Source organism: Pseudomonas sp. LBUM1653 (genome assembly GCF_059716115.1).
Map to the genome: position 1 here is coordinate 585,157 of NZ_CP166803.1, position 26,939 is coordinate 612,095.

Below are 26,939 nucleotides of genomic sequence, written 5' to 3' on the forward strand. Positions count from 1 at the left end.
TAAACCCCCGACACCAAAAAAACCTGAAAAATTTCACCAGTGGTATTCAAATCAACATTCTGGTGTCGATACAGGGCTTTAGATGAGGCGTCTTAGCCTGAAATTTCCCGTTTCATTACGCCTATGCCAAACTAACCCGCATATAGACAAGGTGAAAACTCTCTAATGGCCGATTGGCAGTCCCTCGATCCCGAGGCCGCTCGTGAAGCGGAAAAATATGAAAACCCCATTCCTAGCCGCGAACTGATCCTTCAGCACCTTGCTGATCGGGGTTCGCCCGCTAACCGCGAGCAGTTGGTCGAAGAGTTTGGTCTGACCACAGAAGACCAGATCGAAGCCCTGCGCCGCCGCCTGCGCGCCATGGAGCGCGACGCTCAGCTTATTTACACTCGCCGTGGCACTTATGCGCCGGTGGACAAGCTCGACCTGATCCTGGGCCGCATCAGCGGTCACCGTGACGGCTTCGGTTTTCTGGTGCCGGACGACGGCAGTGACGACCTGTTCATGAGCCCGGCGCAAATGCGCCTGGTGTTTGACGGCGACCGTGCACTGGCGCGTGTTTCCGGGCTGGATCGTCGCGGTCGCCGCGAAGGCATGATCGTCGAAGTGGTGTCCCGTGCTCACGAGACCATCGTCGGTCGCTACTTCGAAGAAGGCGGTATCGGTTTCGTCGTCGCGGATAACCCGAAGATCCAGCAGGAAGTGCTGGTGACGCCGGGCCGTAACGCCAACGCCCAGGTCGGTCAGTTCGTCGAAGTGAAGATCACTCACTGGCCGACACCACGCTTCCAGCCGCAAGGCGATGTGGTCGAAGTCGTGGGCAACTACATGGCGCCGGGCATGGAGATCGATGTTGCCCTGCGTACCTACGACATTCCTCACGTCTGGCCTGATGCCGTACTCAAGGAAGCCGGCAAGCTCAAGCCGGAAGTCGAAGAGAAAGACAAAGAGAAGCGCATCGACCTGCGTCATCTGCCGTTCGTCACCATCGACGGCGAAGATGCGCGCGACTTCGATGACGCGGTCTACTGCGAAGCCCGTCCGGGCAAGCTGCGCCTGTTCTCCGGTGGCTGGAAGTTGTACGTGGCGATTGCCGACGTTTCCAGCTACGTGAAGCTCGGGTCGGCACTGGATGCCGAGGCTCAGGTTCGCGGCAACTCGGTGTACTTCCCCGAGCGCGTGATCCCGATGCTGCCTGAGCAGCTGTCCAACGGCTTGTGCTCGCTGAACCCGCAGGTCGACCGCCTGGCCATGGTTTGCGAGATGACCATCTCCAAATCCGGCGAGATGACCGATTACTGCTTCTACGAAGCGGTTATCCACTCCCACGCCCGCCTGACCTACAACAAGGTCAGCGCGATGCTGGAAACGCCGAAAGCCACCGAAGCACGCAAGCTGCGTGGCGAATACACCGACGTCGTGCCGCACCTCAAGCAGCTGTATTCGCTGTACAAGGTGTTGCTGGCCGCCCGTCACGTGCGCGGCGCGATCGATTTTGAAACCCAGGAAACCCGGATCATCTTCGGCTCCGAGCGCAAGATCGCGGAAATCCGTCCGACCATCCGCAACGATGCGCACAAGCTGATCGAGGAATGCATGCTGGCGGCCAACGTGGCCACTGCCGAATTCCTGAAGAAGCACGAAATTCCTGCGTTGTACCGCGTTCACGACGGCCCGCCGCCGGAGCGCCTGGAAAAACTGCGCGCGTTCCTCGGCGAGCTCGGCCTGTCCCTGCACAAAGGCAAGGATGGTCCGTCGCCCAAGGATTACCAGGCACTGCTGGCCGGTATCAAGGATCGTCCGGATTTCCATCTGATCCAGACCGTGATGCTGCGTTCGTTGAGCCAGGCGGTGTACAGCGCCGATAACCAGGGCCACTTCGGCCTGAATTACGAGGCTTACACCCACTTCACCTCGCCGATCCGCCGCTACCCGGACTTGCTCACGCATAGGGCGATCCGCAGCGTGATCCATTCGAAGCAGGATACCCCGCACGTTCGCCGTGCCGGTGCGATGACCATTCCGAAGGCGCGTATCTATCCGTACGACGAGGCGGCCCTGGAGCAGCTCGGCGAGCAGTGCTCGATGAGCGAGCGCCGTGCCGACGAAGCGACCCGCGACGTGGTGAACTGGCTCAAGTGCGAGTTCATGAAAGATCGCGTGGGCGAGTCGTTCCCGGGTGTGATCACCGCTGTTACCGGCTTTGGTCTGTTCGTCGAGCTGACCGACATCTACGTCGAAGGCCTGGTGCACGTCACCGCGCTGCCGGGCGACTACTACCACTTCGATCCTGTGCACCACCGCCTGGCCGGTGAGCGTACCGGTCGCAGCTTCCGCCTTGGCGACACGGTTGAAGTGCGGGTCATGCGGGTCGACCTCGACGAGCGCAAGATCGACTTCGAGATGGCCGAAACAACCATCAGCGCACCGATCGGCCGCAAAAAGCGCGGCGCCGAAACGGCAGCACCTGCAGCTAAAGCTAAAGCCGAAGCAGAGCCGGCACCGGCGAAAACCGGTCGTCGTCCTGCCAAGGAAAAGACAGTCGAGGCTTATCGTCCGAGTGACGCTGCGGCGAAAAACGCTGAAGTGCGCAAGAGCCGTGAAATGAAGCAGGCGTTGCTCGCCGGCGCGAAAAGCGGCGGTAAAGCGGCGTCTACGGGAAAGACCGGACGGTCGGCGCCTGAAAAGGCTACCGGCGGCAAGCCAGCCAAACCGACCAAACATCGTAAAGGTCCGCCAAAAGCGGGCTCGGCTCCAGCCAAAAGCGGTGGGGCGCGTAAACCTAAGGCCAAGTCATGAGTCAGTTGGAAAAGATCTATGGCGTACACGCTGTTGAAGCGTTGCTGCGTCATCACCCCAAGCGCGTCAAGCAGATCTGGCTGGCCGAAGGCCGCAATGACCCTCGGGTCCAGACGCTGATTGAGTTGGCCAACGAAAACCGGGTCCAGGTCGGCCAGGCCGAGCGCCGCGAAATGGACGCCTGGGTTGAAGGCGTGCACCAGGGCGTGGTCGCGGACGTGAGTCCGAGCCAGGTCTGGGGCGAGGCAATGCTCGACGAGTTGCTCGATCGCACCGACGGCGCGCCGTTGTTGCTGGTGCTCGACGGCGTGACCGATCCGCACAACCTCGGTGCCTGCCTGCGTTCCGCCGATGCGGCGGGTGCGCTGGCAGTGATCGTGCCGAAGGACAAGTCGGCGACCCTGACACCGGTTGTGCGAAAAATCGCCTGCGGTGCTGCGGAAGTGATTCCGCTGGTCGCCGTGACCAACCTGGCGCGTACCCTGGAAAAACTCCAGCAGCGTGGCCTGTGGATTGTCGGTACGGCAGGGGAGGCTGAGGTCAGTCTTTACGACCAGGATCTCACCGGTCCGACCATTTTGATCATGGGTGCCGAAGGCAAAGGCATGCGTCGCCTGACCCGCGAACATTGCGACTATCTGGTAAATCTACCGATGGCCGGTAGCGTCAGCAGTCTCAACGTTTCCGTGGCGACGGGCGTGTGCCTGTTCGAGGCTCAGCGTCAGCGTAGCGTCAAAGCCAAGGCAGCCGCTAAAAAAGCGTGATCCAGTTGTAGTCCTTGTGGGAGCGAGCCTGCTCGCGAAAACGGAGTAACATTCAGCATCAATGTTGAAGGTTATGCCCCCTTCGCGAGCAGGCTCGCTCCCACAGTGGTTTTGTGTATGGGCAAAGATCGGTGGCTGTTCAAATAATCACCAATTCCCTTGCGCCGCCCACGCCCCTTCTCTACAATTGCGCCCCTTGCTGTGATGGCAGGCACCAACGTGTCTAGCGTCCGCGAGTCCATAAGTGTCATTCACTCCTTGTCTGACCGCTTTTGAGCGGCAGGCTACAACCCGTAAGGAGCATTCATGCGTCATTACGAAATCATCTTTTTGGTCCACCCGGATCAAAGCGAGCAAGTCGGCGGCATGGTTGAGCGTTACACCAAGCTGATCGAAGAAGACGGCGGCAAAATCCACCGTCTGGAAGATTGGGGCCGTCGTCAACTGGCCTACGCAATCAACAATGTTCACAAGGCTCACTACGTGATGCTGAACGTTGAGTGCACTGGCAAGGCCCTGGCCGAGCTGGAAGACAACTTCCGCTACAACGATGCAGTGATCCGTAACCTGGTCATCCGTCGCGAAGAAGCCGTTACCGGCCAATCCGAGATGCTCAAGGCTGAAGAAAACCGCAGTGAGCGCCGTGAGCGTCGCGACCGTCCTGAGCACGAAGGCGCTGAAAGCGCTGACAGTGATGACAGCGACAACAGCGATAACGCTGACGAGTAATCCACGGACCTTTTAAGGAGCCTATCAAATGGCACGTTTCTTCCGTCGTCGTAAATTCTGCCGCTTCACCGCTGAAGACGTGAAAGAGATCGATTACAAAGATCTCAACACTCTGAAAGCCTACGTATCCGAGACCGGCAAAATCGTTCCAAGCCGCATCACCGGTACCAAAGCTCGTTATCAGCGTCAGCTGGCCACCGCTATCAAGCGCGCCCGCTTCCTGGCCCTGCTGGCCTACACCGACAGCCACGGCCGCTGAGACCGGGCAGTCGACACGTAGCAAAGGATTGAATGTATGCGTGCCTTAGCTGAGTTCATCATGCGGGGCCGTATGCAGGCCACTCTCGTAGTGGCTGGATGCGCGGCATTGCCGTTGTTGTATTGGTTGGGTGCTGCCGCCGGATGCCTTGTGCTCCTGCGGCGCGGATTGAAGGACGCCTTGGGCGTTCTTGCTCTGGGACTGCTGCCGGCGTTGATCTGGTGGCTTTACTCCGACGACCCACGGGCACTTCTGGTGCTGCTGGGGTCTGCGAGCCTTGCGTTGGTTTTGCGCGCAAGCGAGTCCTGGAACCGCGTGCTGCTGGTCAGCATAGCGATGGGAGTGGTGTTTTCAGTGGTGCTGGGGATGGCTTTTGGTCCCCAGATCGAGATGCTGGCGCAGGCTTTGATAAAAGTCATGCCGTCGCTACTCGGTGATGTCTACCAGCAAATGTCGGTAGACGAGCAAGCGCGTTTCGCGTCCCTGATTACACCGATCCTGACCGGCCTGATTGCGGCCTTGTTGCAAATCGTCAGTGTGCTGAGCCTGATTGTCGGGCGCTACTGGCAGGCGTTGTTGTACAACCCCGGTGGTTTTGGTCGCGAGTTTCGCGCCGTTCGAATCCCGCTGGGTCCCGCGATGTTGCTGCTGGCGGGCATGGTTGTGACACCGAACCTCGGTGTCCAGATGTCCATGCTTGTACCGTTGTGCAGTGTACCGCTGGTTTTCGCCGGGCTGGCCCTGATTCACGGGCTGGTGGCGCAAAAGCGACTGGCCAGGTTCTGGCTGGTGGGGTTGTACGTCACGCTGTTGCTGTTCATGCAGCTGATCTATCCGTTGCTGGTGGTCTTGGCCATCGTCGACAGCCTGATTGATTTTCGCGGTCGTCTGGCGCCGAAAGACGCCGATGACGCGAACGGTGAAGGTTAAAAGTTAAGAGGATTTTCACATGCAACTGATCCTTCTGGAAAAAGTCACCAACCTGGGCAACCTGGGTGACAAAGTGAACGTTAAGGCTGGTTACGGTCGTAACTACCTGCTGCCTTACGGCAAAGCTACCGCTGCGACCCCAGCCAACCTGGCTGCGTTCGAAGAGCGTCGTGCTGAGCTGGAAAAAGCCGCAGCAGATCGTAAAACCTCGGCTGAAAGCCGCGCTGCCCAACTGGCCGAGCTGGAAGTGACCATCACTGCCACCGCTGGCGACGAAGGCAAGCTGTTCGGTTCGATCGGTACTCACGACATCGCTGACGCACTGACCGCCTCCGGCGTTGAAGTAGCGAAAAGCGAAGTTCGTCTGCCGAACGGCACTATCCGCAACGTAGGTGAATTCGACGTAGCCGTGCACCTGCACGCCGAAGTTGAAGCCACCGTACGCGTTGTCGTGGTAGCAGCTTAAGCAGCACTTGTCGGCTGGCACCCTCGGGTGCTTGCCGGTAACATCGGGCACGATCCTGTTCACAGGTCGTGCCCTTTGTCTTTCTGGTAACACCTGTTTTTAAACCCCTGCTTTTTCCTGAACAACCAAGTGGCCATGAACGAAATCTCCGCTCCCGAGCAATACGATCTGCAAACCGCCGCGCTGAAGGTGCCGCCGCATTCCATCGAGGCCGAACAGGCTGTTCTCGGTGGTCTGATGCTGGACAACAACGCCTGGGAACGCGTGCTCGATCAAGTCTCCGACGGCGATTTCTATCGACATGACCACCGTCTGATTTTCCGCGCGATCGCCAAGCTCGCCGACCAGAACTCCCCGATCGACGTCGTGACCCTTGCCGAACAACTGGACAAGGAAGGTCAGACCTCGCAAGTCGGTGGCCTCGGTTACCTGGGCGAACTGGCGAAAAACACGCCGTCCGTTGCCAACATCAAGGCGTATGCCCAGATCGTTCGCGCACGGGCGACCTTGCGGCAGTTGATCGGCATTGCTACCGAAATCGCCGACAGCGCCTTCAATCCGGAAGGCCGCACCGCTGAAGAGATCCTCGACGAAGCCGAACGACAGATCTTTCAGATCGCCGAGGCCCGGCCAAAAACCGGCGGCCCGGTGGGTGTGAATGACTTGCTGACCAAAGCCATCGACCGTATCGACACCCTATTCAACACCGACAACGCCATCACTGGGCTGTCCACGGGCTACACCGACCTCGACGAGAAGACCAGCGGCCTGCAGCCTGCCGACCTGATCATCGTCGCGGGCCGTCCGTCCATGGGTAAGACCACCTTTGCGATGAACCTGGTGGAAAACGCCGTGTTACGCAGCGACAAGTGTGTACTGGTCTACTCGCTGGAGATGCCAGGCGAATCGCTGATTATGCGTATGCTGTCGTCACTTGGCCGTATCGACCAGACCAAGGTGCGTTCCGGCCAGCTGGAAGATGACGACTGGCCGCGCCTGACATCGGCGGTCAACCTGCTAAACGATCGCAAGTTGTTCATCGACGATACCGCCGGCATCAGCCCGTCGGAAATGCGCGCTCGCACCCGCAGACTGGTGCGTGAGCACGGCGACGTTGGCCTGATCATGATCGACTACCTGCAGCTAATGCAGATCCCGGGTTCCGGCGGTGACAACCGGACCAACGAGATTTCTGAGATTTCCCGTTCCTTGAAGGCTCTGGCCAAGGAATTCAATTGCCCGGTAGTGGCACTGTCCCAGCTGAACCGCTCCCTGGAGCAACGTCCCAACAAACGGCCGATCAACTCCGACCTCCGGGAATCCGGAGCGATCGAGCAGGATGCCGACGTCATCATGTTCGTGTATCGGGATGAGGTTTATCACCCGGAAACCGAACACAAAGGCATTGCCGAGATCATCATCGGCAAGCAGCGGAACGGGCCGATCGGCTTTGTCCGCCTGGCGTTCATCGGTAAGTACACGCGATTCGAGAATCTGGCGCCGGGTAGCTATAACTTTGACGACGACGAGTAAGATTTTCATCGCCTGACCCGACGTTATCGCGGGCAAGCCTCGCTCCTACAGGTATTCACGCCCTGTAGGAGCGAGGCTTGCCCGCGAACGGGTTCCCACCAATTTCCGACCACAGCCGTCGGAATTGGTCAAAATTTGTGCTATATTCCGCGCCCGCGAAATTCAATGAAAGCCAACACCGGTTATCGACATGCAAGCAGCCAAGCCGTTATTTGACTATCCCAAGTACTGGGCCGAATGTTTCGGGCCAGCGCCATTCCTGCCGATGAGCAGGGAGGAGATGGATCAGCTCGGCTGGGATTCCTGCGACATCATCATCGTCACCGGTGATGCCTACGTCGATCACCCGTCGTTCGGCATGGCAATCATCGGCCGGCTGCTGGAGTCCCAGGGCTTCCGCGTCGGGATCATTGCCCAGCCGAACTGGCAGTCCAAAGACGACTTCATGAAGCTCGGCGAGCCGAACCTGTTCTTCGGTGTCGCGGCCGGCAACATGGACTCGATGATCAATCGCTACACCGCCGACAAGAAAATCCGTTCCGACGACGCCTACACCCCGGGTGGCCTGGCGGGCAAGCGTCCGGATCGCGCGAGCCTGGTCTACAGCCAGCGCTGCAAGGAAGCCTACAAGCACGTGCCGATCGTGCTCGGCGGCATCGAAGCGTCCCTGCGCCGCATCGCCCACTACGATTACTGGCAGGACCGGGTGCGTAACTCGATCCTGATCGACGCCTGCGCCGACATCCTGCTCTACGGCAACGCCGAGCGTGCGATCGTCGAAGTCGCCCAGCGTCTGTCCTACGGTCACAAGATCGAAGACATCACCGATGTGCGCGGCACCGCGTTCATTCGTCGCGACACGCCGAAAGACTGGTACGAAGTCGACTCCACGCGTATTGACCGTCCGGGCAAGATCGACAAGATCATCAACCCGTACGTGAATACCCAGGACACCCAGGCCTGCGCCATCGAGCAGGAAAAGGGTCCAGTTGAAGATCCGCAAGAAGCCAAAGTTGTACAGATTTTGGCTAGCCCGAAAATGACTCGCGATAAGACCGTGATCCGTCTGCCGTCGGTTGAGAAAGTCCGTGGCGACGCCGTTCTTTACGCTCACGCCAACCGCGTGTTGCACCTGGAAACCAACCCGGGCAACGCTCGTGCCCTGGTCCAGAAGCACGGCGAAGTCGACGTCTGGTTCAACCCGCCACCGATTCCGATGACCACCGAAGAGATGGACTACGTGTTCGGCATGCCTTACGCGCGCATTCCGCACCCAGCGTATGGCAAAGAGAAAATCCCGGCCTACGACATGATCCGGTTCTCGGTGAATATCATGCGTGGCTGCTTCGGCGGCTGTACCTTCTGCTCGATCACCGAGCACGAAGGCCGGATCATCCAGAACCGTTCCCACGAATCGATCATTCGCGAGATCGAAGAAATTCGTGACAAGGTTCCCGGTTTCACCGGCGTAATCTCCGACCTGGGCGGTCCGACCGCGAATATGTATCGCATCGCCTGCAAGACCCCGGAAATCGAATCCGCGTGCCGCAAGCCATCCTGCGTGTTCCCCGGCATCTGCCCGAACCTGAACACTGACCACTCGGCGCTGATCCAGTTGTACCGCAGCGCCCGTGAATTGCCGGGTGTGAAGAAGATCCTGATTGCCTCCGGCCTGCGCTATGACCTCGCCGTCGAGTCGCCGGAATACGTCAAGGAACTGGTGACCCACCACGTCGGTGGCTACCTGAAGATCGCCCCGGAACACACCGAGGAAGGTCCGCTCAATCAGATGATGAAACCGGGCATTGGCAGCTATGACAAGTTCAAGCGCATGTTCGAGAAGTACTCCAAGGAAGCAGGCAAGGAGCAGTACCTGATTCCGTACTTCATCGCCGCCCACCCGGGCACCACCGACGAAGACATGATGAACCTGGCGCTGTGGCTCAAGGGCAACGGCTTCCGTGCCGACCAGGTACAGGCGTTCTACCCGTCGCCGATGGCCACTGCCACCGCGATGTACCACTCGGGCAAGAACCCGCTGCGCAAGGTCACCTACAAGAGCGACGCAGTGACCATCGTCAAGAGCGAAGAGCAGCGCCGTCTGCACAAGGCGTTCTTGCGTTATCACGACCCCAAAGGCTGGCCGATGCTGCGTGAAGCATTGACCCGCATGGGCCGCGCAGACCTGATCGGGCCGGGCAAGAACCAGTTGATCCCGCTGCACCAGCCGTCCACCGACAGCTACCAGAGTGCCCGTCGCAAGAACTCGACGCCGGCCGGCAGCCACAAGGTGGCCGGGGAAAAGACTACCAAGATCCTGACCCAGCACACCGGCCTGCCACCGCGCGCCAGCGATGGCGGCAACTCGTGGGACAAGCGCGAACAGGCCAAGGCGGCGGCGTTCGCCCGCAACCAGCAGGCAGCCAAGGATCGCAAGGACGCGGCCAAAGGCAAGGGGCCCAAGCCTGCGCGCAAGCCGGTAGTGCCGCGCTAAACCTCGCTTGAGCTGAACAAAACGCCAACCTTCGGGTTGGCGTTTTGCATTACTGAGCCATTGCAGCCGAGGCTTGCCCCGAAAGCTGTGTCGGGATACCCGGCCTCTTCGCGAGCAGGCTCGCTCCCACATGGAAATGCATTCTAATGTGGGAGCGAGCCTGCTCGCGAAGAGGCCGGTACAGCCGCCAAGAAACATCCCTGGCTGATCTCTTCGCCACAAATACGTGCAACTCTTGCAAACCAATTTCCCGCATCGCCCGATTTTGGTGCTGTACTGCCTCCTGCAACCGGAGAAAGCGCCAGCACTGTTGGATGGCATAAGTCTTGCGCGCTTTCCAATACGCTTAGGGCTCGCAGGAGGCACGCCGTGTCGATTCATGTCGCATTGCACCACGTCACACATTACCGCTATGACCGCGCTGTCGAGCTGGGTCCGCAGATTGTTCGCCTGCGTCCCGCGGCCCACAGTCGCACGCGGATACTCTCCTATGCGCTGAAAGTCTCGCCCGAGCAGCATTTCATCAATTGGCAGCAGGACCCTCAGGGTAATTACCTGGCGCGGTTGGTATTCCCGGAGAAAACCGACGAGTTGAGGATCGAAGTCGATCTACTGGCGGAAATGGCGGTGTTCAATCCGTTCGATTTTTTCCTCGAGCCCTACGCCGAAAAGATTCCATTCGCTTACGCCACCGACGAGCGCAAGGAACTGGCGCCGTACCTGGAAACCTTGCCCCTGACGCCGAAGTTCAGAGCCTATCTGGATGGCATCGACCGCACGCCATTGCCGGCTGTGGATTTTCTCGTCGCGCTCAACCAGCGTCTGAGCGAAGACATCGGCTACCTGATCCGCATGGAGCCGGGTGTGCAAACGCCTGAGCACACCCTCGAACAGGCCTCCGGGTCTTGCCGCGACTCCGCGTGGTTGCTGGTGCAATTGCTGCGCAACCTGGGACTGGCCGCGCGTTTCGTTTCGGGCTACCTGATCCAGTTGACCGCTGACGTGAAAAGCCTCGACGGGCCTTCGGGTACCGAAGTGGACTTCACCGACCTGCACGCCTGGTGCGAGGTGTATCTGCCCGGTGCCGGCTGGATCGGCCTGGATGCAACCTCGGGGCTGTTTGCCGGTGAAGGACACATTCCGTTGGCCTGTAGTCCCGATCCATCATCTGCGGCACCGATCAGTGGCTTGGTGGAACCGTGCGAGTGCCAATTCAGCCACGAAATGTCGGTGGAGCGGATTTGGGAAGCCCCACGGGTCACCAAGCCCTACACCGAAGAGCAGTGGCAGGCGATCCAGGCTCTCGGCCGGCAGATCGACGCCGATCTGCTGGCGGGTGATGTGCGCCTGACCATGGGCGGTGAGCCTACGTTTGTGTCCATCGATGACCCGGACGGTGCCGAATGGAACACCGCGGCGCTGGGGCCGGACAAGCGTCGGCTGTCCGCCGAACTGTTCCAGCGCATGCGTCAACGTTATGCCCCGCAAGGCCTGGTGCATTTTGGCCAGGGCAAATGGTACCCCGGCGAACAACTGCCGCGCTGGTCGCTCAATTGCTATTGGCGCCGCGACGGTGTGCCGATCTGGCACAACAGCGCGCTGGTCGCCGACGAGCAGCAAGATTACGGCGCCAATGGCGAGCTGGCCGGGCGTTTCCTGGCGAGTGTCGCCGAGCGATTGAAAATTCCGACACGCTTTGTGTTCCCAGCCTACGAAGACAATTTCTATTACCTCTGGCGCGAAGGCGCTTTGCCGCAGAACGTCAGCGCCGAAGACTCGCGACTCGAAGAGCCCTTGGAGCGTGCGCGTTTGCGCAAAGTCTTCAGTCAGGGTCTGGACAAGGTGATTGGCCAGGTCCTGCCGCTCGCGCGCTCCGCCAAGGGCGATCAATGGCAAAGCGGCCGCTGGTATCTGCGTGACGAGCACTGCCGCCTGGTGCCGGGGGATTCGCCGCTGGGGTACCGCCTGCCACTGGGTTCGCAGCCGTGGGTGAAGGCGGCGGAGTATCCGTTCATTCACCCCAACGATCCCAATCAGGATTTCCCGTCGCTGCCTGACATAGAGCAACTGCAGCACCAGGGCGCGGCGGCGCTGACTGAAGATCGAGCACCGAAGGTCGATGAGTCCGCCGACTGGCTGACCCGCACCGCCTTCTGCGCCGAAGCGCGGGAAGGCCGGTTGTATCTGTTCATGCCGCCGCTGGAGCGGGTCGAAGACTATCTGGAATTAGTGTCAGCCATCGAAGCCACTGCCCAGGAGCTGCATTGCCCGGTGTTGCTGGAGGGTTACGAGCCGCCAAGCGATCCGCGCCTGAGCAACTTTCGCATCACGCCCGATCCCGGCGTGATCGAAGTCAATGTGCAGCCATCCGCGACCTGGGACGAACTGGTTGAACGCACTGAGTTTCTTTACGAAGAAGCGCGCCAGACCCGCCTCACCACCGAGAAATTCCTGATCGACGGCCGGCACACCGGCACCGGTGGGGGTAACCACTTCGTACTGGGTGGCGCGACACCGGCTGACTCACCGTTTCTGCGGCGTCCGGATTTGCTGCGCAGCCTGATCAGCTACTGGCATAACCATCCGTCCTTGTCCTACCTGTTTTCCGGACTGTTCATCGGCCCGACGTCCCAGGCCCCGCGCGTCGACGAAGCGCGCAACGACGCCTTGTATGAACTGGAAATTGCCTTCGCCCAGATGCCTGAACCGGGCGAGGAGTGCGCACCCTGGCTGGTGGATCGACTGCTGCGCAACCTGTTGATCGACGTGACCGGTAACACCCATCGCGCCGAGTTCTGTATCGACAAACTCTATTCACCGGATGGCGCGACCGGTCGCCTGGGCTTGCTGGAGTTGCGCGCCTTTGAAATGCCACCCCATGCGCGCATGAGTCTGGCCCAGCAGCTATTGCTGCGGGCGTTAGTCGCACGGTTCTGGCGCGAGCCTTATGCACCACCGAAACTGGCGCGCTGGGGGACGGAGCTGCACGACCGGTTCCTGTTGCCGCACTTTATCGAACAGGACTTTGCTGACGTTGTTGCCGATCTCAACGCCGCCGGTTATCCGGTGCGGGCAGAGTGGTTTGCGGCGCACCTGCAGTTCCGCTTTCCCAAGGTCGGCGACTACGCTGTCAATGGCATCGCGCTGGAACTGCGCCAGGCACTTGAGCCGTGGCACGTACTGGGCGAGGAGGGCGCGGTCGGTGGCACTGTGCGTTATGTGGATTCGTCGCTGGAGCGCCTGCAGGTCAAGCTCAGCGGATTGCCGCCGCAACGCTATCTGCTGACCTGCAACGGCATACCTGTGCCGTTGCAGCCCACCGGGCGGGTCGGCGAGTTCGTCGCCGGTGTGCGCTTCCGTGCCTGGCAACCGGCCAACTGCCTGCAGCCGACCATCCCGGTCCATGCGCCGCTGGTGTTCGACCTGCTCGACACCTGGATGGGACGTTCGCTGGGCGGTTGCCAGTATCACGTCGCGCATCCCGGTGGGCGCAACTACGAGACGTTGCCAGTGAACGCCAATGAAGCCGAGAGCCGGCGAATGGCGCGTTTCTTCCGTATCGGACACACGCCGGGGAAACTTCCGATACCGAATATGGAAATTAACGACGAGCTGCCGATGACGCTCGATTTGCGACGTTTCTAATTCGTACGCGACGCCCGGATTTTTCGTCTATCCGGGTGTCATGAGCGTGCGTTAGTCTGACCGATCATTGCTGTCTGCCGAGCTTTCCATGCCTGACCTGCTAGACCGCTACCCGCTGACGGCGGGCACCTATCACGAATTGCTCGACGACAGCGGTGTCATACGGCCGCACTGGCGTCGGCTGTTCGACCAGTTGCAGCGCAGCACACCCGCGCAGTTGGTGCAGCGTCAGGCGCTGCTGGCCCGGCAGATCCAGGAAAACGGCGTCACCTATAACGTCTACGCCGATCCCAAGGGCGCCGATCGGCCATGGGAGCTGGACTTGCTACCCCATGTGATCGCTGCCGATGAGTGGGAGCAATTGTCCGCCGGCATCGCCCAGCGTGCGCGCTTGCTCAATGCCGTACTGGCCGATCTCTATGGTCCGCAACGCTTGATCGCCGAAGGTCTGCTGCCGGCGGAGCTGGTATTTGGCCACAACAATTTCCTCTGGCCCTGTCAGGGCATCAAACCGCCCGACGGAGCATTTTTGCATCTGTACGCCGTTGATCTGGCGCGCACACCCGATGGCCGCTGGTGGGTAACGGCGGATCGCACTCAAGCGCCGTCCGGGGCTGGCTACGCCCTGGAAAACCGTACCATCGTGTCTCGGGCCTTTCCCGAGTTGTACCGTGACTTGAAGGTGCAGCACCTGGCGGGATTTTTCCGCACCCTCCAGGAGACACTGGCCCGCCAGGCGCCAAGCGACGAAGAGGCTCCCTTAGTGGTCCTGCTGACGCCAGGGCGTTTCAACGAAAGCTATTTCGAACACCTGTACCTGGCTCGCCAGCTCGGCTATCCGCTGGTGGAGGGGGGAGATCTCACGGTGCGCGATGCCACGGTCTACCTGAAGACCCTGAGCGGCCTGCGTCGGGTCCACGCGATCATGCGCCGGCTCGACGATGACTTCTGCGACCCGCTGGAATTGCGCACCGACTCGGCTCTTGGCGTACCGGGCCTGCTCGAAGCCGTGCGGCAGGGGCGGGTTCTGGTGGCCAACGCCCTCGGCAGCGGCGTGCTGGAGTCGCCGGGCTTGCTGGGTTTCCTGCCGAAGATCAATCAGTTTCTGTTTGGCGAAGAACTGATCCTGCCGTCCATTGCCACCTGGTGGTGCGGTGAGGACCCGGTGCTCGCCCAGGCCCTGGAAAAAATGCCGGAGTTGCTGATCAAACCGGCGTTTCCGTCCCAGAGCTTTGCACCGGTATTTGGCCGCGATTTGAGTGAAAAGCAGCGTCAAGAACTCGCCGAGCGCATGCAGGCGCGCCCTTATGCCTATGTGGCGCAAGAACTTGCCCAGCTATCCCAAGCGCCGATATGGCAGGCCGAGGACGGTCAATTGCAACCTCGGGCCATCGGCATGCGCGTGTATGCGGTGGCCAGTCGAGAGGGTTTTCGGGTGCTGCCAGGCGGTTTGACTCGTGTGGCCGCCGAGGCCGATGCCGAAGTGGTGTCGATGCAGCGCGGCGGCGCGAGCAAGGACACCTGGGTGCTGGGCGAACGTCCACCGAGCGGCGAACAGTGGAAAGCCCAGCGTAATATCGGCGTGCATGATCTGGTGCGACGCGATCCCTATCTGCCGTCGCGGGTGGTGGAAAACCTGTTCTGGTTCGGTCGGTATTGCGAGCGCTGCGATGACAGCGCCCGATTGCTGCGAATCATGCTGGCGCGTTATGTCGACGGCGATGACCCGCAGGCCCTGGATGCGGCGGTCGAACTTGGCGAACGACTGATGTTGTTGCCCGATGAAGGTGAACTGCCGGAGCGATTGCTGGCGGCGATACTCGGCGATGACTGGCCGTTCAGCCTGCGTTCCAACCTGCAACGGCTGCAATGGGCGGCCTCGCAGGTGCGGGGCAAGCTCTCGCGGGAAAACTGGCAGGCGCTGGTGGAGTTGCAACGCGAAGCGCTGGAGCTCGAGACCGAAGAGCCGGACTTCGGTGAGCTGCTGGACTTCCTCAACCGGCTGGTGATGTCCCTGGCGGCGCTGTCCGGTTTTGCCCTGGACGACATGACCCGGGACGAAGGCTGGCGATTCCTGATGATCGGTCGGCGGATCGAGCGCCTGCAATTTCTCAGCGGCAGCCTGGCGGCGTTCTTGAGGGGCGCCGGGGCTTTCGATCAAGCGGGACTGGAATGGTTGCTGGAGCTGGGCAACAGCAGTATCACCTATCGTTCGCGGTATCTGGCGGTGGCGCAATTGATCCCGGTGCTCGACCTGTTGTTGCTTGATGAGCAGAACCCGCACGCGGTGCTGTTCCAGTTGAAACTGGTGACCCGCACGCTCAAACACCTGTGCGACGACTTTGGCGCACCTCGCGAAGTGGGCCTGCCGCAGTTGGTGGAGCGTCTGGCGCGCTTCGATCTGGGCTGCCTGGAAAACCCGTTGTTTGGCGCCGCCAGCGTGCGCGCTGCCGTCGAAGGGCTGGCCGATCTGCTGCAAGAGATTGCCGATGCCAGCGGGCAGGTATCGGATCGCCTGGCCTTGCGTCACTTCGCCCACGTCGATGATGTCAGCCAGCGCACGGTGTCCGTCTGATGAGCGCCCACTACCAGATTTTCCACGATACCCATTATCACTACGACAGCCCGGTGTCCCTGGCCCAGCAACTGGCGCATTTGTGGCCCAGGCCTTGTGCGTGGCAGCGTTGCTCCGATCAGCAATTGCAGATCAGCCCGGACCCGACTTCACGCCGCGATGAGCTGGATGTGTTCGGCAATCCATTGACCCGGCTGGCGTTCGAGCGCCCCCATGATGAACTGCTGGTCAATGCCAGCCTGACGATTGAGGTGCTGCCCCGACCCCTGGTCGATTTCAATCAATCTCCAACGTGGGAAGACACCCGAAGCGCGCTGACCTACAGCAGCCAGCCGCTTTCGCCGCAATTGCTCGAAGCCTGCCGTTACCGGTTCGAATCACCTTATGTGCATCTCAAGCGCAACTTCGTCGAGTTTTCCGAGAGCTGCTTTCCGGCGGGGCGCCCGCTGTTGCTCGGGATCCAGGCCTTGATGGAGAAAATCTTCAGCGAATTCACCTTCGATGCCGAAGCGACGCAGGTCGCGACACCTCTGGTGGAAGTGTTGGAACGCCGGCGCGGGGTTTGTCAGGACTTCGCCCACCTGATGCTCGCTTGCGTGCGCTCCCGTGGATTGGCCGCGCGTTATATCAGCGGCTACCTGCTGACCCAACCACCGCCAGGTCAACCGCGATTGATCGGCGCCGATGCGTCCCATGCCTGGGTCTCGGTGTATTGCCCGGTATCGGGCTGGGTGGATTTCGATCCGACCAACAACGTGCAGCCGGCGCTGGAGCACATCACCCTGGCCTGGGGCCGGGATTTTTCCGATGTGTCACCGTTGCGTGGAGTCATTCTGGGCGGCGGCAATCATGACCCGGAAGTTCGCGTCACAGTGATGCCGATGGATTAACAGAGATCCCCCTGTAGGAGCGAGCATGCTCGCGATGAACCCGAAGGCGCCGGGGGCTATCAGGCAACCCGCGTTATCGTTGACGACCATCGCGAGCAGGCTCGCTCCCACAAGGGGTTACGGTGTTTGGGAGTGATACTATTGGCCTGTGAGGGTCAGCAGCGAAGCTGCCAACCCTGGACACAGATCCGTGGGCCTGATCAGATCATCCGGCCCGGAGGGACTCAGGCGTCGGGCGCCTGGTCTTTCGGTGCATCAACATCATCAACATCGTCATCTGCCGCGACTTCACCGTCAGGGTTCAGTGCTGCTTCGTCAGACATTGCTTTCTTGCGCTGAAGTTTTTCCTCTTTCTTCTGTTCCTTGGCCAGGTCTCTCTGACGTTTGGCGAAGGAGTAATTGGGTTTGGCCATGGGCGATCCTCTGGGGTCGAAGGTGAGGTTTGAGCGGCGCGTATTCTGCCCTGTATCGGTGCCTAAGTCGTTAGTCGGGTTTTTGCTCGACCCACTTGGGCGGCACGGTCGGCTGCCAGCGATCGAGGGCGTCGAGCAGCGTCTGCGGCGATTCGCTCACCTGCAGCATGTCACGGTGTGCCGCGCGAACGAAGCCTTCGCCGACGATGTGATCGAGAAAACCGGTGAGTTTGCTGTAAAAACCATTCACTTCCAGCAAACCCAGCGGTTTGCCGTGGTAGCCCAATTGGCCCCAGGTCCAGACTTCGAACAACTCTTCCAGGGTGCCCAGGCCACCGGGCAAAGCGATGAAGGCATCGCTGAGTTCGGCCATTCGCGCCTTGCGCGCATGCATGCCGTCGACCACTTCCAGGCGGGTCAGGCCGCTGTGGCCGATTTCCTTGTCCTTGAGGCTCTGCGGAATGATGCCGATCACTTCGCCACCGGCCGCCAATGCCGCGTCGGCGACGATGCCCATCAGTCCCACGGCCCCACCGCCGTAGACCAGGGTCAGCTTGCGTTCGGCCAAGGCCTGGCCAAGGGCCACGGCTGCTTCACGATAAGCGGGGTTGGTGCCAGTGCTGGCGCCGCAGAATACACAAACGGATGCTAAAGACATGCCTTACTCCAGGGTCGATCAGGGCCACAGAGTAAAGGCAGGCACGCCACGCTCCAAGGGCTAAACTTCGCGCTTGGGCGTTTCGTAAGTACCGCTTGCACCGCAGGCATATGCGGCGAGCAAGCTGCATAACAGGCTGTTGATAGACATGACAGACGCTCCGACAAATGATGACGGTGAGATGATAGGGCCGGGGCAGACACCTGGCTGGTAGATTGTCTCGATCGGTCTCATAGCTCGAAAGTTGTATACAATTTTTGCTTCAGGTCATAGGAACTTGCGAAGTTTTCAGGCAGTCTTCTGTCCATTCGCATTTATCATTCACCCTGCCTTGGAGATTCACCATGTTTGCCAAACTTGTTGCGGTATCCCTGTTGACACTGGCCAGCAGCCAATTGATGGCTGCAGAGTGCAAAACCACGATCGATTCCACTGATCAGATGTCCTTCAATACCAAGGCCATCGAAATCGACAAGACCTGCAAGACCTTCACCGTCGAACTGACTCACTCCGGCAGCCTGCCGAAAAACGTCATGGGCCATAACTGGGTGCTGAGTAAAGAAGCCGACATGCAGCCAATTGCAACTGACGGCCTGGCCGCCGGCATCGACAAGAGCTACCTGAAAGAAGGTGACGCCCGCGTCATCGCTCACACCAAGGTCATCGGCGCCAAGGAAACCGACTCGGTGACCTTCGACGTATCCAAGCTCGATGCCAATGAAAAGTACGGCTTCTTCTGCTCGTTCCCGGGCCACATTTCGATGATGAAAGGCACGGTTACCCTGAAGTAATCGAATTGCGCACATGAAAAAAGCGTCCACATGGGACGCTTTTTTTGTACCTCGCGTTTGACCGCGTCATCGTTCATCGCCAGCAAGCCGGCTCCTACAGATTGGTGTTGATCCCGTCATCGCGCAACGACAGGAATTCTGTAGGAGCTGGCTTGCCAGCGATGGCGTCGGTGAAAACGCCATCGGTCTCAAGGCGCAAACGGCATCACGCGCTTGTGATGAGTCTTGTTGTACGTATTGACGATGATCTTGAACGCTTCCTCTCGCACCGGCTCGCCGTGCAGAAACGCATCGATCTCCGCATAGGTCACGCCATGGGACGCTTCGTCCGGCTTGCCGGGGGATAGGTCCTCCAGGTCGGCGGTCGGGATTTTCTCCACCAGGGATTCCGGTGCGCCGAAGCTGCGGGCGATGGCGCGGACCTGGTTTTTCACCAGGCCACTGAGCGGTGCCAGGTCGCAGGCGCCGTCACCGAACTTGGTGAAGAAACCCATCACCGCTTCCGCCGCATGATCGGTGCCGATCACCAGGCCTTGGGCCGCGCCGGCGATGGTGTACTGGGCGACCATGCGCATGCGCGCCTTGGTGTTGCCGAGCACGAAATCCACCGACACCGCGTGCTTGCCTTCGAACGCCGCGACTTCGTTGGCCAGGGATTTGACCGCCGGGCCGATGTTCACCGTGTGGCGCTCGTCCGGTTTGATGAAGTCCACCGAGGCCTGGGCGTCATGTTCATCGAACTGGGTTTCGTACGGCAGCCGCACGGCGATGAATTTGTAGGCGGCATCACCGCTGCGCTGGCGCAGCTCACGGACCGCACGCTGGGCCAGCAGGCCGGCGGTCAGGGAGTCGACACCGCCACTGATGCCCAGCACCAGGGTTTTGAGCCCGGAGTTGACCAGGCAATCCTGGATGAAGGTAATCCGCCGGGCGACTTCAGCTTCGAGGGCAGCTTCGTCGGCGAACGGCGGTTGGACCTTGAGCTGTTCAGCAATCTCACGCTGTACGGCTTGCATGAATTCACTCCTTGCTAGAGGGGGGCAGGAACTTGGAAAACATGTCGCAAATAGGCGACGAAATTCGGATCTTTACAGTGAGTCTTGCCTGGCTCATCGGAGATTTTTGCCACCGGTTGGCCGTTGCAGGCGGTCATTTTAAGCACGATGCTCATCGGTTCGACACCCGGAATGTCACACGTCAGGTTGGTGCCGATGCCGAAGCTGACATTGATCCGACCGCGCAGTGCCCGAAAAATCTCCAGGGACTTGGGCAGCGTCAGGCTGTCGGAGAAGGTCAGCGTCTTGCTCATCGGGTCGATACCGAGCTTGTGGTAGTGCGCAATGGCTTTTTCCGCCCAAATCACCGGATCGCCCGAGTCGTGGCGCAAACCGTCGAAAAGCTTGGCGAAAAACAGGTCGAAATCGCCCAGGAAAGCATCAATGGTGATGCAGTCGGTCAGCGCAATCCCTAGCAGGCCACGGTATTCGCGGACCCAGCAATCGAGGGCGGCGATCTGGCTGTCAATCAGCCGCGGGCCGAGTTGCTGGTGGGCCATGATCCATTCGTGGGCCATGGTGCCCAGCGGTTTCATGTCCAGTTCTCGGGACAGGTGCACGTTGCTGGTGCCGACAAAGCGTCCGGGGAAATCGTGCTTGAGCACGGTCACCACTTCTTCCTGTACACGGTACGAGAAGCGACGACGGGTGCCGAAATCGGCTACCTGCAATTCGGACAATTCGTCGCTGCTGGCGTTGGCGCTCAGCCAGTCGAATTTGCGGTAGAGCTGTTCCCGGGCCTGTTCCAGCACGACTTCCCGGTAGCGATAGCGATTGCGTACTTCGCTGACTATCGCCAGCAAGGGGACTTCGAACAAGATCACGTGTAGCCAAGGGCCCCGCAGACGGATGAACAGTTCACCGTTTTCGATGCCGGTGTGGATATAGCGCAAGTTGAAGCGAAACAGCCCGAGAAAACGCAGGAAATCCGGCTTCAGGAAGCTGATGCGCTCTAGAAAACTCAATTGGTCGGCGCTCAGGCTCAGCTCGGCCAGTCGTTCGATCTGGAAACGGATCTCCGCCAGATACGGGCGCAAATCTTCACTGTTACGGCAACGAAACTCCCATTCGACTTCTACGTTCGGGTAGTTGTGCAGCACCGCCTGCATCATCGTCAGTTTGTAGAAGTCGGTGTCGAGCAGGTTCTGCACGATGCGATCGGCAAACACACTCTCGCTCATAACGGGAATCTCCAGCATTGCAGCGGTATTGAGCAGTGGCGTTAGTGGCGCATATCAGAGGACAGGATTGCCAGCAGTTTTTTGGCTGCAGCAAATCCTCTGTGGGAGCGAGCTTGCTCGCGATAGCAACCTGTCAGGTGATACAAATGTTGAATGTGATGACGCCATCGCGAGCAAGCTCGCTCCCACAGGGATTGTGCAAGGATTTAATGCTGCATCACATCCGGGGTATCGATCTGCTCCAGCATCCACTTCACGAAATCGCGCACCTTGGGTACTTCCGCCGAATGTTCCGGGTACGCCAGGTAATAGGCGTCGGTGCTGGGCATTGCATGCTGCCAGGGAATGACCAGCTTGCCGTCGGCCAGTTCCTCTTCCACCAGAAACCGTGGCAGCAACGCCACGCCGCAGCCGACTTGCGCCGCGCGGATGCACATATAGAAGGTTTCGAAACGCGGGCCGTGGTAGCTGTGTTCGGTGTGGTAGCCCTGACTGTCGAACCAATCGTGCCAGGCCTGGGGGCGGGAGGCGTTTTGCAGCAGGACCAGGTCGGTGAGTTGCGTCGGGTCGGTGAACGGCGTGTCGGGCAGGCTGCCTGGGGCACATACAGGGACAAGCTCTTCACTGAATAACTTCAGGCATTCGGTGCCGGGACGTGAACCCTGGCCGAAGTAGAACGCCAGGTCGCTGCGCCCTTGCAGCAGATCGTCGGCTTCCTGTTCATTGCACAGGTCCAGATGGATCGACGGATGGCGCAGGCGCCAGCCCTTGAGGCGTGGCACCAGCCAGCGTGCGCCGAAGGTCGAGGGTGTCGAGACGCGCAGGACTTCGGTTTCACCACCGTAGGAACGCAGGTAATGGGTCGACATCTCAACCTGGGTGAGGATTTTTCGCACTTCCACCAGGTACAGATCACCCGCAGGCGTCATTTGCAGGCGTCGGCGAACCCGGCGAAACAGCAGGTGCTGCAACAGCTCTTCCAGTTGCGCCACCTGTTTACTGACGGCGCTCTGGGTCAGGTTCAGCTCCTCCGCGGCCCGGGTGAAGCTCAGGTGGCGGGTCACGGCTTCGAAACACTGCAGCGCAGTGATCGAGGGCAAATAGCGTTTGTTCAGCATGGGCGGTCCTTTGTGCTTGTCTCTTTATTGCCAGCAATGCACAGCATGAATTAACGGAATGATATCTCTCTTAATGGTCGTTTGTTGAGTAACCTCGGGAGCGCTAAAACTACAGGTCTGATCAGTCGTGATTCGGCGGCTGCACACGTTCCGTTTTTTGCTTGAGGAGTGACCCATGGTTGCCGCATTGCTTGATCGTCTTGGTGTGAACCCGGCCCTGTACCAGAACGGCAAAGTGCCGGTGCATTCGCCGATCGATGGCAGCAAGATTGCCGCCGTCAACTGGGAAGGTGCCGCTGAAGTCGAGCAGCACATCAGTCGTGCAGATCATGCATTCGAACTGTGGCGCAAGGTTCCGGCACCGCGCCGCGGCGAACTGGTGCGGCAACTGGGTGACATCCTGCGCGAATACAAGACCGATCTCGGCGAGCTGGTGTCCTGGGAAGCGGGCAAAATCACCCAGGAAGGCCTGGGTGAAGTTCAGGAAATGATCGACATCTGCGACTTCGCCGTCGGCCTGTCCCGTCAACTGTACGGCTTGACCATCGCCTCCGAGCGTCCTGGCCACCACATGCGCGAAACCTGGCACCCGCTGGGCGTCGTCGGCGTGATCAGCGCCTTTAACTTCCCGGTGGCGGTCTGGGCCTGGAACACTACGCTGGCGCTGGTCTGCGGCAACCCGGTGATCTGGAAGCCGTCGGAAAAAACCCCGCTGACCGCACTGGCCTGCCAGGCACTGTTCGACCGCGTGCTGAAGAATTTCAGCGATGCGCCACCGCACCTGAGCCAGGTGGTCATTGGCGGTCGCGATGCCGGCGAAGCCCTGGTCGATGACCCGCGTGTCGCGCTGATCAGCGCCACTGGCAGCACGCGCATGGGCCGTGAAGTAGCGCCGAAAATCGCCGCACGTTTCGCCCGCAGCATTCTGGAGCTGGGCGGCAACAACGCGATGATCCTTGGCCCAAGCGCCGATCTGGACATGGCCGTTCGCGCAATCCTGTTCAGCGCCGTCGGCACTGCCGGTCAGCGCTGCACCACGCTGCGTCGCCTGATCGCCCATGAGTCGGTGAAGGAAGAAATCGTCACCCGCCTCAAGGCCGCCTACTCCAAAGTGCGCATCGGCCATCCGCTGGAAGGTAACCTGATCGGCCCGCTGATCGACAAGCAAAGCTTCGACAATATGCAGGACGCGCTGGAACAGGCACTGAGTGAAGGTGGCCGGGTATTTGGCGGCAAGCGTCAGCTGGAAGACAAATTCCCGAATGCCTACTACGTTTCGCCGGCCATCGTTGAAATGCCGGAGCAGAGCGATGTGGTCTGCCATGAAACCTTCGCGCCGATCCTGTACGTGGTCGGCTACAGCGATTTCAACGAAGCCCTGCGTTTGAACAACGCTGTACCGCAAGGCCTGTCCTCGTGCATCTTCACCACCGACGTGCGTGAAGCCGAGCAGTTCATGTCGGCGGTGGGCAGTGACTGCGGCATCGCCAACGTCAACATCGGCCCGAGCGGCGCAGAAATCGGTGGTGCGTTTGGTGGTGAGAAAGAGACGGGCGGCGGCCGTGAGTCCGGTTCCGATGCGTGGCGTGGTTACATGCGTCGTCAGACCAATACCGTGAACTATTCGCTGGAGTTGCCGTTGGCGCAGGGTATTACGTTCGACTGAGTCTTGAGTCAAACAAGGTCCCCTGTGGGAGCGAGCCTGCTCGCGAATGCAACCTGTCAGCCGACATCAATGATGGCTGATATACCGCTTTCGCGAGCAGGCTCGCTCCCACAATAATTTGTGTGTGTTGGTTAGGTTTCTGTTGGAGTCTGGCAATGCCGTTACGCGAAGAGTGTCTGTGGGAAAAATTGACGCCACAAAGGCCCGACAACTCGGCGCTCAAGGGTGAGGTGAAGGTCGATGTCTGCGTCATTGGCGCCGGTTTTACCGGACTGTCGGCGGCGGTCCATCTTCTGGAGCAGGGCAAGACGGTGTGTGTGCTGGAAGCTCATCGCGCCGGTCACGGCGGCTCTGGGCGCAACGTCGGGCTGGTCAATGCCGGCATGTGGATTCCACCCGACGAGATCGAAGCCGGGTTTGGCGAGGCAGTGGGGAGTCAGCTCAACCGCATGCTCGGCGCAGCACCGTCCCTGGTGTTCAGCCTTGTGGATAAGTACAACATCGATTGCCAGTTGCGCCGCGAAGGCACGCTGCACATGGCGCACAACGCCCGTGGCGAAGCTGACTTGCGCAGTCGTGAAGCGCAATGGAAGCGTCGTGGCGCACCCGTCGAGCTGTTGACCGGGCAAGCTTGTGAGCAAGCGACGGGCACCAAGAAAATCGCCGCGGCATTGCTCGATCGCCGTGCTGGCACGCTCAACCCGATGGCCTACACCACGGGTTTGGCCAAGGCGGCCATTGGCCTGGGCGGTCAGATGTTCGATCATTCCCCGGTGACCCGCCTCGAACGGCAGGGGCAGCGCTGGTCGGTGCAAACCGCGCAGGGTTCGGTCCTGGCCGAGCAAGTGGTGATTGCCTCCAACGCCTACACCGAAGGCGACTGGACCGAGCTACGACGCAATTTCTTCCCCGGTTATTACTATCAAGTGGCCTCGGTCCCGCTGACCGAAGACGCCGCGCAGCAAATCCTGCCCGGTGGCCAGGGTTCCTGGGACACCCGCCAGGTGCTCAGCAGTATTCGCCGGGATAAGGATGGGCGCCTGCTGCTCGGTAGTCTCGGTAATGGCAACCAGAAACCGGCCTGGTTTCTCAAGGCCTGGGCCGATCGGGTTCAGCAGCATTATTTCCCCTACCTCAAACCGGTGGAATGGGAGTGCACCTGGACCGGGTGTATCGCCTTCACCCCCGATCATTTGATGCGCCTGTTCGAACCTGCGCCCGGTTTAGTGGCAGTCACCGGTTACAACGGCCGGGGCGTGACCACCGGGACGGTGGTCGGCAAAGCCTTTGCCGATTACCTGTGTAACAAAAATCCTCAAGCGCTACCGATTCCCTTCGCGCCCATGCAGCCATTGGCCGGGGTGGGGTTGCGCAGCTGTCTGTACGAGGCGGGATTTTCGCTGTATCACGCGGGCCAGTGCTTGCGGATCGTGATCTGATTGTTGATTTTTGTCGTTGAAAGCGGCGCTTTTTCGTTCAGCAGCTAGCCTGTAGTGGTGCGGGTTGTAGCAGTCCCGCACCAGCAGTGTGCACTTCGGTGACGCACGTTGTTACAGGCTGGTTGCACGTCGTTTAGTGCCGCGGTTGCAATGATGGCGCAGGCGGGTTGCGCCTCAAAAAAATAATGGTTTTACCTTCCGCGGTTTAGACGGTTGCACGCCCAATGAAAATGGGCCCGAGACAGTCGAAATAATAATAAAGCAGCGACTTTTTTCAGAATAAAAAACCGATGGCACGGCCCTTGCTCTGAGCAGTCAGTGAAGTCGCAGTGCCAATTAAAAAAACCATGGAGCACCACCTCATGTCCCAGACGTTTTACAAGAAAGGCTTTCTGGCCCTCGCAGTGGCAACTGCGTTGGGTGTTTCTGCGTTTGCTCAGGCTGACATCAAGATCGGCGTAGCGGGTCCAATGACGGGCGCCAACGCGGCATTTGGCGAGCAGTACATGAAGGGTGCACAGGCAGCAGCCGATGCGGTCAACGCAGCGGGCGGCGTAAACGGGGAAAAAATCGTACTGGTCAAGGGCGATGACGCCTGCGAACCGAAACAGGCTGTGACCGTCGCCAAAGACCTGACCAACCAGAAAGTCGCCGGCGTGGTCGGTCACTTCTGCTCCTCGTCGACCATCCCGGCCTCCGAGATCTACGACGAAGCGGGCATCATCGCGATCACTCCAGGTTCCACCAACCCGGCAGTTACCGAACGCGGCCTGAGCGCCATGTTCCGTATGTGCGGGCGTGACGACCAGCAAGGCATCGTGGCCGGCGACTACATCGTCGACGTGCTCAAGGGCAAAAAGGTTGTGGTGTTGCACGACAAGGACACCTACGGCCAAGGCCTGGCTGACGCCACCAAGGCCCAACTGGTCAAGCGCGGCGTAACGCCTGTGCTGTATGAAGGCTTGACCCGTGGCGAGAAAGACTTCAGCACCATCGTTACCAAGATCCGCGGTGCCGGCGCTGACGTCGTCTACTTCGGCGGCCTGCACCCGGAAGCCGGTCCTCTGGTCCGTCAACTGCGTGAACAAGGTCTCAAAGACGTCAAATTCATGTCCGACGACGGCATCGTGACCGACGAATTGGTGACCACCGCTGGCGGTCCGCAATTCGTTGACGGCGTGCTGATGACCTTCGGTGCCGACCCACGCATGCTGCCAGACAGCAAGACCGTGGTAGACGCATTCCGCAAGGCCGGTACCGAGCCTGAAGGCTACACCCTGTACGCCTACGCTTCGGTCCAGACCCTGGCTGCTGCCTTCAACGGCGCCAAATCCAACAAGGGCGAAGAAGCGGCTGCGTGGCTGAAGAAAAATCCGGTCAAGACCGTCATGGGCGAAAAGACCTGGGACAGCAAGGGCGACCTGAAAATCTCCGACTACGTGGTTTACCAGTGGGACAAGGATGGCAAATACCACCAACTGGAAAAACAGAAATAAGGGCTGACTCAATCGGGTGACCCCTACGAGTCCCCTGT

Annotated in this window: 20 protein-coding genes; 15 read left to right on the forward strand and 5 right to left on the reverse strand. The window is 60.0% G+C overall.

Annotated features, from left to right (window positions below; all coding sequences use genetic code 11):
• Positions 1-165: 165 nt before the first annotated feature.
• From rnr to ACA054_RS02660, 11 genes are all read left to right on the forward strand, one after another.
• Positions 166-2,799, forward strand: a complete 2,634-nt coding sequence (gene rnr, locus ACA054_RS02610; RefSeq protein ID WP_497688056.1) for a ribonuclease R — start codon at positions 166-168, stop codon at positions 2,797-2,799.
• A complete protein-coding gene (gene rlmB, locus ACA054_RS02615; RefSeq protein WP_497688057.1) occupies positions 2,796-3,563 on the forward strand; it encodes a 23S rRNA (guanosine(2251)-2'-O)-methyltransferase RlmB in 768 nt (255 codons plus the stop codon). Before rnr ends, rlmB begins: the two co-directional genes overlap by 4 nt.
• A gap of 306 nt (positions 3,564-3,869) precedes the next feature.
• Positions 3,870-4,292, forward strand: coding sequence for a 30S ribosomal protein S6 (gene rpsF / locus ACA054_RS02620; RefSeq protein ID WP_003217491.1), 423 nt, complete (start codon positions 3,870-3,872; stop codon positions 4,290-4,292).
• A gap of 28 nt (positions 4,293-4,320) precedes the next feature.
• Positions 4,321-4,551, forward strand: a complete 231-nt coding sequence (gene rpsR / locus ACA054_RS02625) for a 30S ribosomal protein S18 (protein WP_002551829.1) — start codon at positions 4,321-4,323, stop codon at positions 4,549-4,551.
• Positions 4,552-4,587: 36 nt separating this feature from the next.
• A complete protein-coding gene (locus ACA054_RS02630) occupies positions 4,588-5,481 on the forward strand; it encodes a YybS family protein (protein ID WP_497688058.1) in 894 nt (297 codons plus the stop codon).
• Positions 5,482-5,500: 19 nt separating this feature from the next.
• A complete protein-coding gene (gene rplI, locus ACA054_RS02635; protein ID WP_008035347.1) occupies positions 5,501-5,947 on the forward strand; it encodes a 50S ribosomal protein L9 in 447 nt (148 codons plus the stop codon).
• Positions 5,948-6,082: 135 nt separating this feature from the next.
• Positions 6,083-7,480, forward strand: coding sequence for a replicative DNA helicase (gene dnaB / locus ACA054_RS02640; protein WP_497688059.1), 1,398 nt, complete (start codon positions 6,083-6,085; stop codon positions 7,478-7,480).
• Between the two features lie 190 nt (positions 7,481-7,670).
• Positions 7,671-9,974 carry a YgiQ family radical SAM protein gene (locus ACA054_RS02645; protein ID WP_497688060.1) on the forward strand — a complete coding sequence of 768 codons (2,304 nt, stop codon included), beginning with the start codon at positions 7,671-7,673 and terminating at the stop codon, positions 9,972-9,974.
• Positions 9,975-10,343: 369 nt separating this feature from the next.
• Positions 10,344-13,619 carry a transglutaminase family protein gene (locus ACA054_RS02650; RefSeq protein WP_497688061.1) on the forward strand — a complete coding sequence of 1,092 codons (3,276 nt, stop codon included), beginning with the start codon at positions 10,344-10,346 and terminating at the stop codon, positions 13,617-13,619.
• 88 nt (positions 13,620-13,707) lie between these two features.
• Positions 13,708-16,194, forward strand: coding sequence for a circularly permuted type 2 ATP-grasp protein (locus tag ACA054_RS02655; protein WP_497688062.1), 2,487 nt, complete (start codon positions 13,708-13,710; stop codon positions 16,192-16,194).
• On the forward strand, positions 16,194-17,084 hold the full coding sequence (locus ACA054_RS02660) for a transglutaminase family protein (RefSeq protein WP_497688063.1): 891 nt from the start codon (positions 16,194-16,196) through the stop codon (positions 17,082-17,084). The genes ACA054_RS02655 and ACA054_RS02660 overlap by 1 nt, the downstream gene beginning before the upstream one ends.
• Positions 17,085-17,308: 224 nt before the next feature.
• Here ACA054_RS02660 and ACA054_RS02665 read toward each other — a convergent pair whose 3' ends face one another.
• The gene (locus tag ACA054_RS02665) at positions 17,309-17,497 is read right to left on the reverse strand and encodes a hypothetical protein (protein ID WP_497688064.1); all 189 of its coding nucleotides are present in this window, start codon (positions 17,495-17,497) and stop codon (positions 17,309-17,311) included.
• A 70-nt stretch (positions 17,498-17,567) separates the two neighbouring features.
• On the reverse strand, positions 17,568-18,155 hold the full coding sequence (locus tag ACA054_RS02670; RefSeq protein WP_274076811.1) for a cytokinin riboside 5'-monophosphate phosphoribohydrolase: 588 nt from the start codon (positions 18,153-18,155) through the stop codon (positions 17,568-17,570).
• A 344-nt stretch (positions 18,156-18,499) separates the two neighbouring features.
• On the opposite strand from ACA054_RS02670, the gene azu reads away from it, so the two are divergent.
• Entirely contained in the window at positions 18,500-18,946 is a 447-nt protein-coding gene (azu, locus tag ACA054_RS02675; protein ID WP_497688065.1) for an azurin, read from the forward strand.
• Positions 18,947-19,134: 188 nt separating this feature from the next.
• Here the strand turns inward: azu and nadE are convergent, their stop codons facing one another.
• From nadE to ACA054_RS02690, 3 genes are all read right to left on the reverse strand, one after another.
• A complete protein-coding gene (gene nadE / locus ACA054_RS02680; protein WP_497688066.1) occupies positions 19,135-19,962 on the reverse strand; it encodes an NAD(+) synthase in 828 nt (275 codons plus the stop codon).
• A gap of 14 nt (positions 19,963-19,976) precedes the next feature.
• Positions 19,977-21,182 (reverse strand): nicotinate phosphoribosyltransferase, encoded by a 1,206-nt coding sequence (pncB, locus tag ACA054_RS02685; RefSeq protein WP_497688067.1) that lies wholly within the window; start codon positions 21,180-21,182, stop codon positions 19,977-19,979.
• A 206-nt stretch (positions 21,183-21,388) separates the two neighbouring features.
• Positions 21,389-22,300, reverse strand: a complete 912-nt coding sequence (locus ACA054_RS02690; RefSeq protein WP_497688068.1) for a LysR family transcriptional regulator — start codon at positions 22,298-22,300, stop codon at positions 21,389-21,391.
• Positions 22,301-22,475: 175 nt separating this feature from the next.
• On the opposite strand from ACA054_RS02690, the gene amaB reads away from it, so the two are divergent.
• The 3 genes from amaB to ACA054_RS02705 all read left to right on the forward strand — a co-directional run bounded on the left by amaB (position 22,476) and on the right by ACA054_RS02705 (position 26,901).
• A complete protein-coding gene (gene amaB, locus ACA054_RS02695; RefSeq protein WP_497688069.1) occupies positions 22,476-23,966 on the forward strand; it encodes an L-piperidine-6-carboxylate dehydrogenase in 1,491 nt (496 codons plus the stop codon).
• 155 nt (positions 23,967-24,121) lie between these two features.
• Positions 24,122-25,405: an L-pipecolate oxidase gene (amaA, locus tag ACA054_RS02700; protein ID WP_497688070.1), complete on the forward strand. Its 1,284-nt coding sequence runs from the start codon at positions 24,122-24,124 to the stop codon at positions 25,403-25,405.
• A gap of 362 nt (positions 25,406-25,767) precedes the next feature.
• Entirely contained in the window at positions 25,768-26,901 is a 1,134-nt protein-coding gene (locus ACA054_RS02705) for an ABC transporter substrate-binding protein (protein ID WP_053153757.1), read from the forward strand.
• Positions 26,902-26,939: the final 38 nt, after the last annotated feature.

Coding starts and splice junctions, on each gene's coding strand:
- rpsF (WP_003217491.1), top strand. CDS start 3,870: ATGCGTCATTACGAAATCATCTTTTTGGTCCACCCGGATCAAAGCGAG.
- ACA054_RS02630 (WP_497688058.1), top strand. CDS start 4,588: ATGCGTGCCTTAGCTGAGTTCATCATGCGGGGCCGTATGCAGGCCACT.
- ACA054_RS02665 (WP_497688064.1), bottom strand. CDS start 17,497: ATGGCCAAACCCAATTACTCCTTCGCCAAACGTCAGAGAGACCTGGCC.
- ACA054_RS02690 (WP_497688068.1), bottom strand. CDS start 22,300: ATGCTGAACAAACGCTATTTGCCCTCGATCACTGCGCTGCAGTGTTTC.
- azu (WP_497688065.1), top strand. CDS start 18,500: ATGTTTGCCAAACTTGTTGCGGTATCCCTGTTGACACTGGCCAGCAGC.
- rpsR (WP_002551829.1), top strand. CDS start 4,321: ATGGCACGTTTCTTCCGTCGTCGTAAATTCTGCCGCTTCACCGCTGAA.
- ACA054_RS02670 (WP_274076811.1), bottom strand. CDS start 18,155: ATGTCTTTAGCATCCGTTTGTGTATTCTGCGGCGCCAGCACTGGCACC.
- dnaB (WP_497688059.1), top strand. CDS start 6,083: ATGAACGAAATCTCCGCTCCCGAGCAATACGATCTGCAAACCGCCGCG.
- ACA054_RS02660 (WP_497688063.1), top strand. CDS start 16,194: ATGAGCGCCCACTACCAGATTTTCCACGATACCCATTATCACTACGAC.
- ACA054_RS02705 (WP_053153757.1), top strand. CDS start 25,768: ATGTCCCAGACGTTTTACAAGAAAGGCTTTCTGGCCCTCGCAGTGGCA.
- nadE (WP_497688066.1), bottom strand. CDS start 19,962: ATGCAAGCCGTACAGCGTGAGATTGCTGAACAGCTCAAGGTCCAACCG.
- rlmB (WP_497688057.1), top strand. CDS start 2,796: ATGAGTCAGTTGGAAAAGATCTATGGCGTACACGCTGTTGAAGCGTTG.
- amaB (WP_497688069.1), top strand. CDS start 22,476: ATGGTTGCCGCATTGCTTGATCGTCTTGGTGTGAACCCGGCCCTGTAC.
- rnr (WP_497688056.1), top strand. CDS start 166: ATGGCCGATTGGCAGTCCCTCGATCCCGAGGCCGCTCGTGAAGCGGAA.
- ACA054_RS02655 (WP_497688062.1), top strand. CDS start 13,708: ATGCCTGACCTGCTAGACCGCTACCCGCTGACGGCGGGCACCTATCAC.
- pncB (WP_497688067.1), bottom strand. CDS start 21,182: ATGAGCGAGAGTGTGTTTGCCGATCGCATCGTGCAGAACCTGCTCGAC.
- rplI (WP_008035347.1), top strand. CDS start 5,501: ATGCAACTGATCCTTCTGGAAAAAGTCACCAACCTGGGCAACCTGGGT.
- ACA054_RS02645 (WP_497688060.1), top strand. CDS start 7,671: ATGCAAGCAGCCAAGCCGTTATTTGACTATCCCAAGTACTGGGCCGAA.
- amaA (WP_497688070.1), top strand. CDS start 24,122: ATGCCGTTACGCGAAGAGTGTCTGTGGGAAAAATTGACGCCACAAAGG.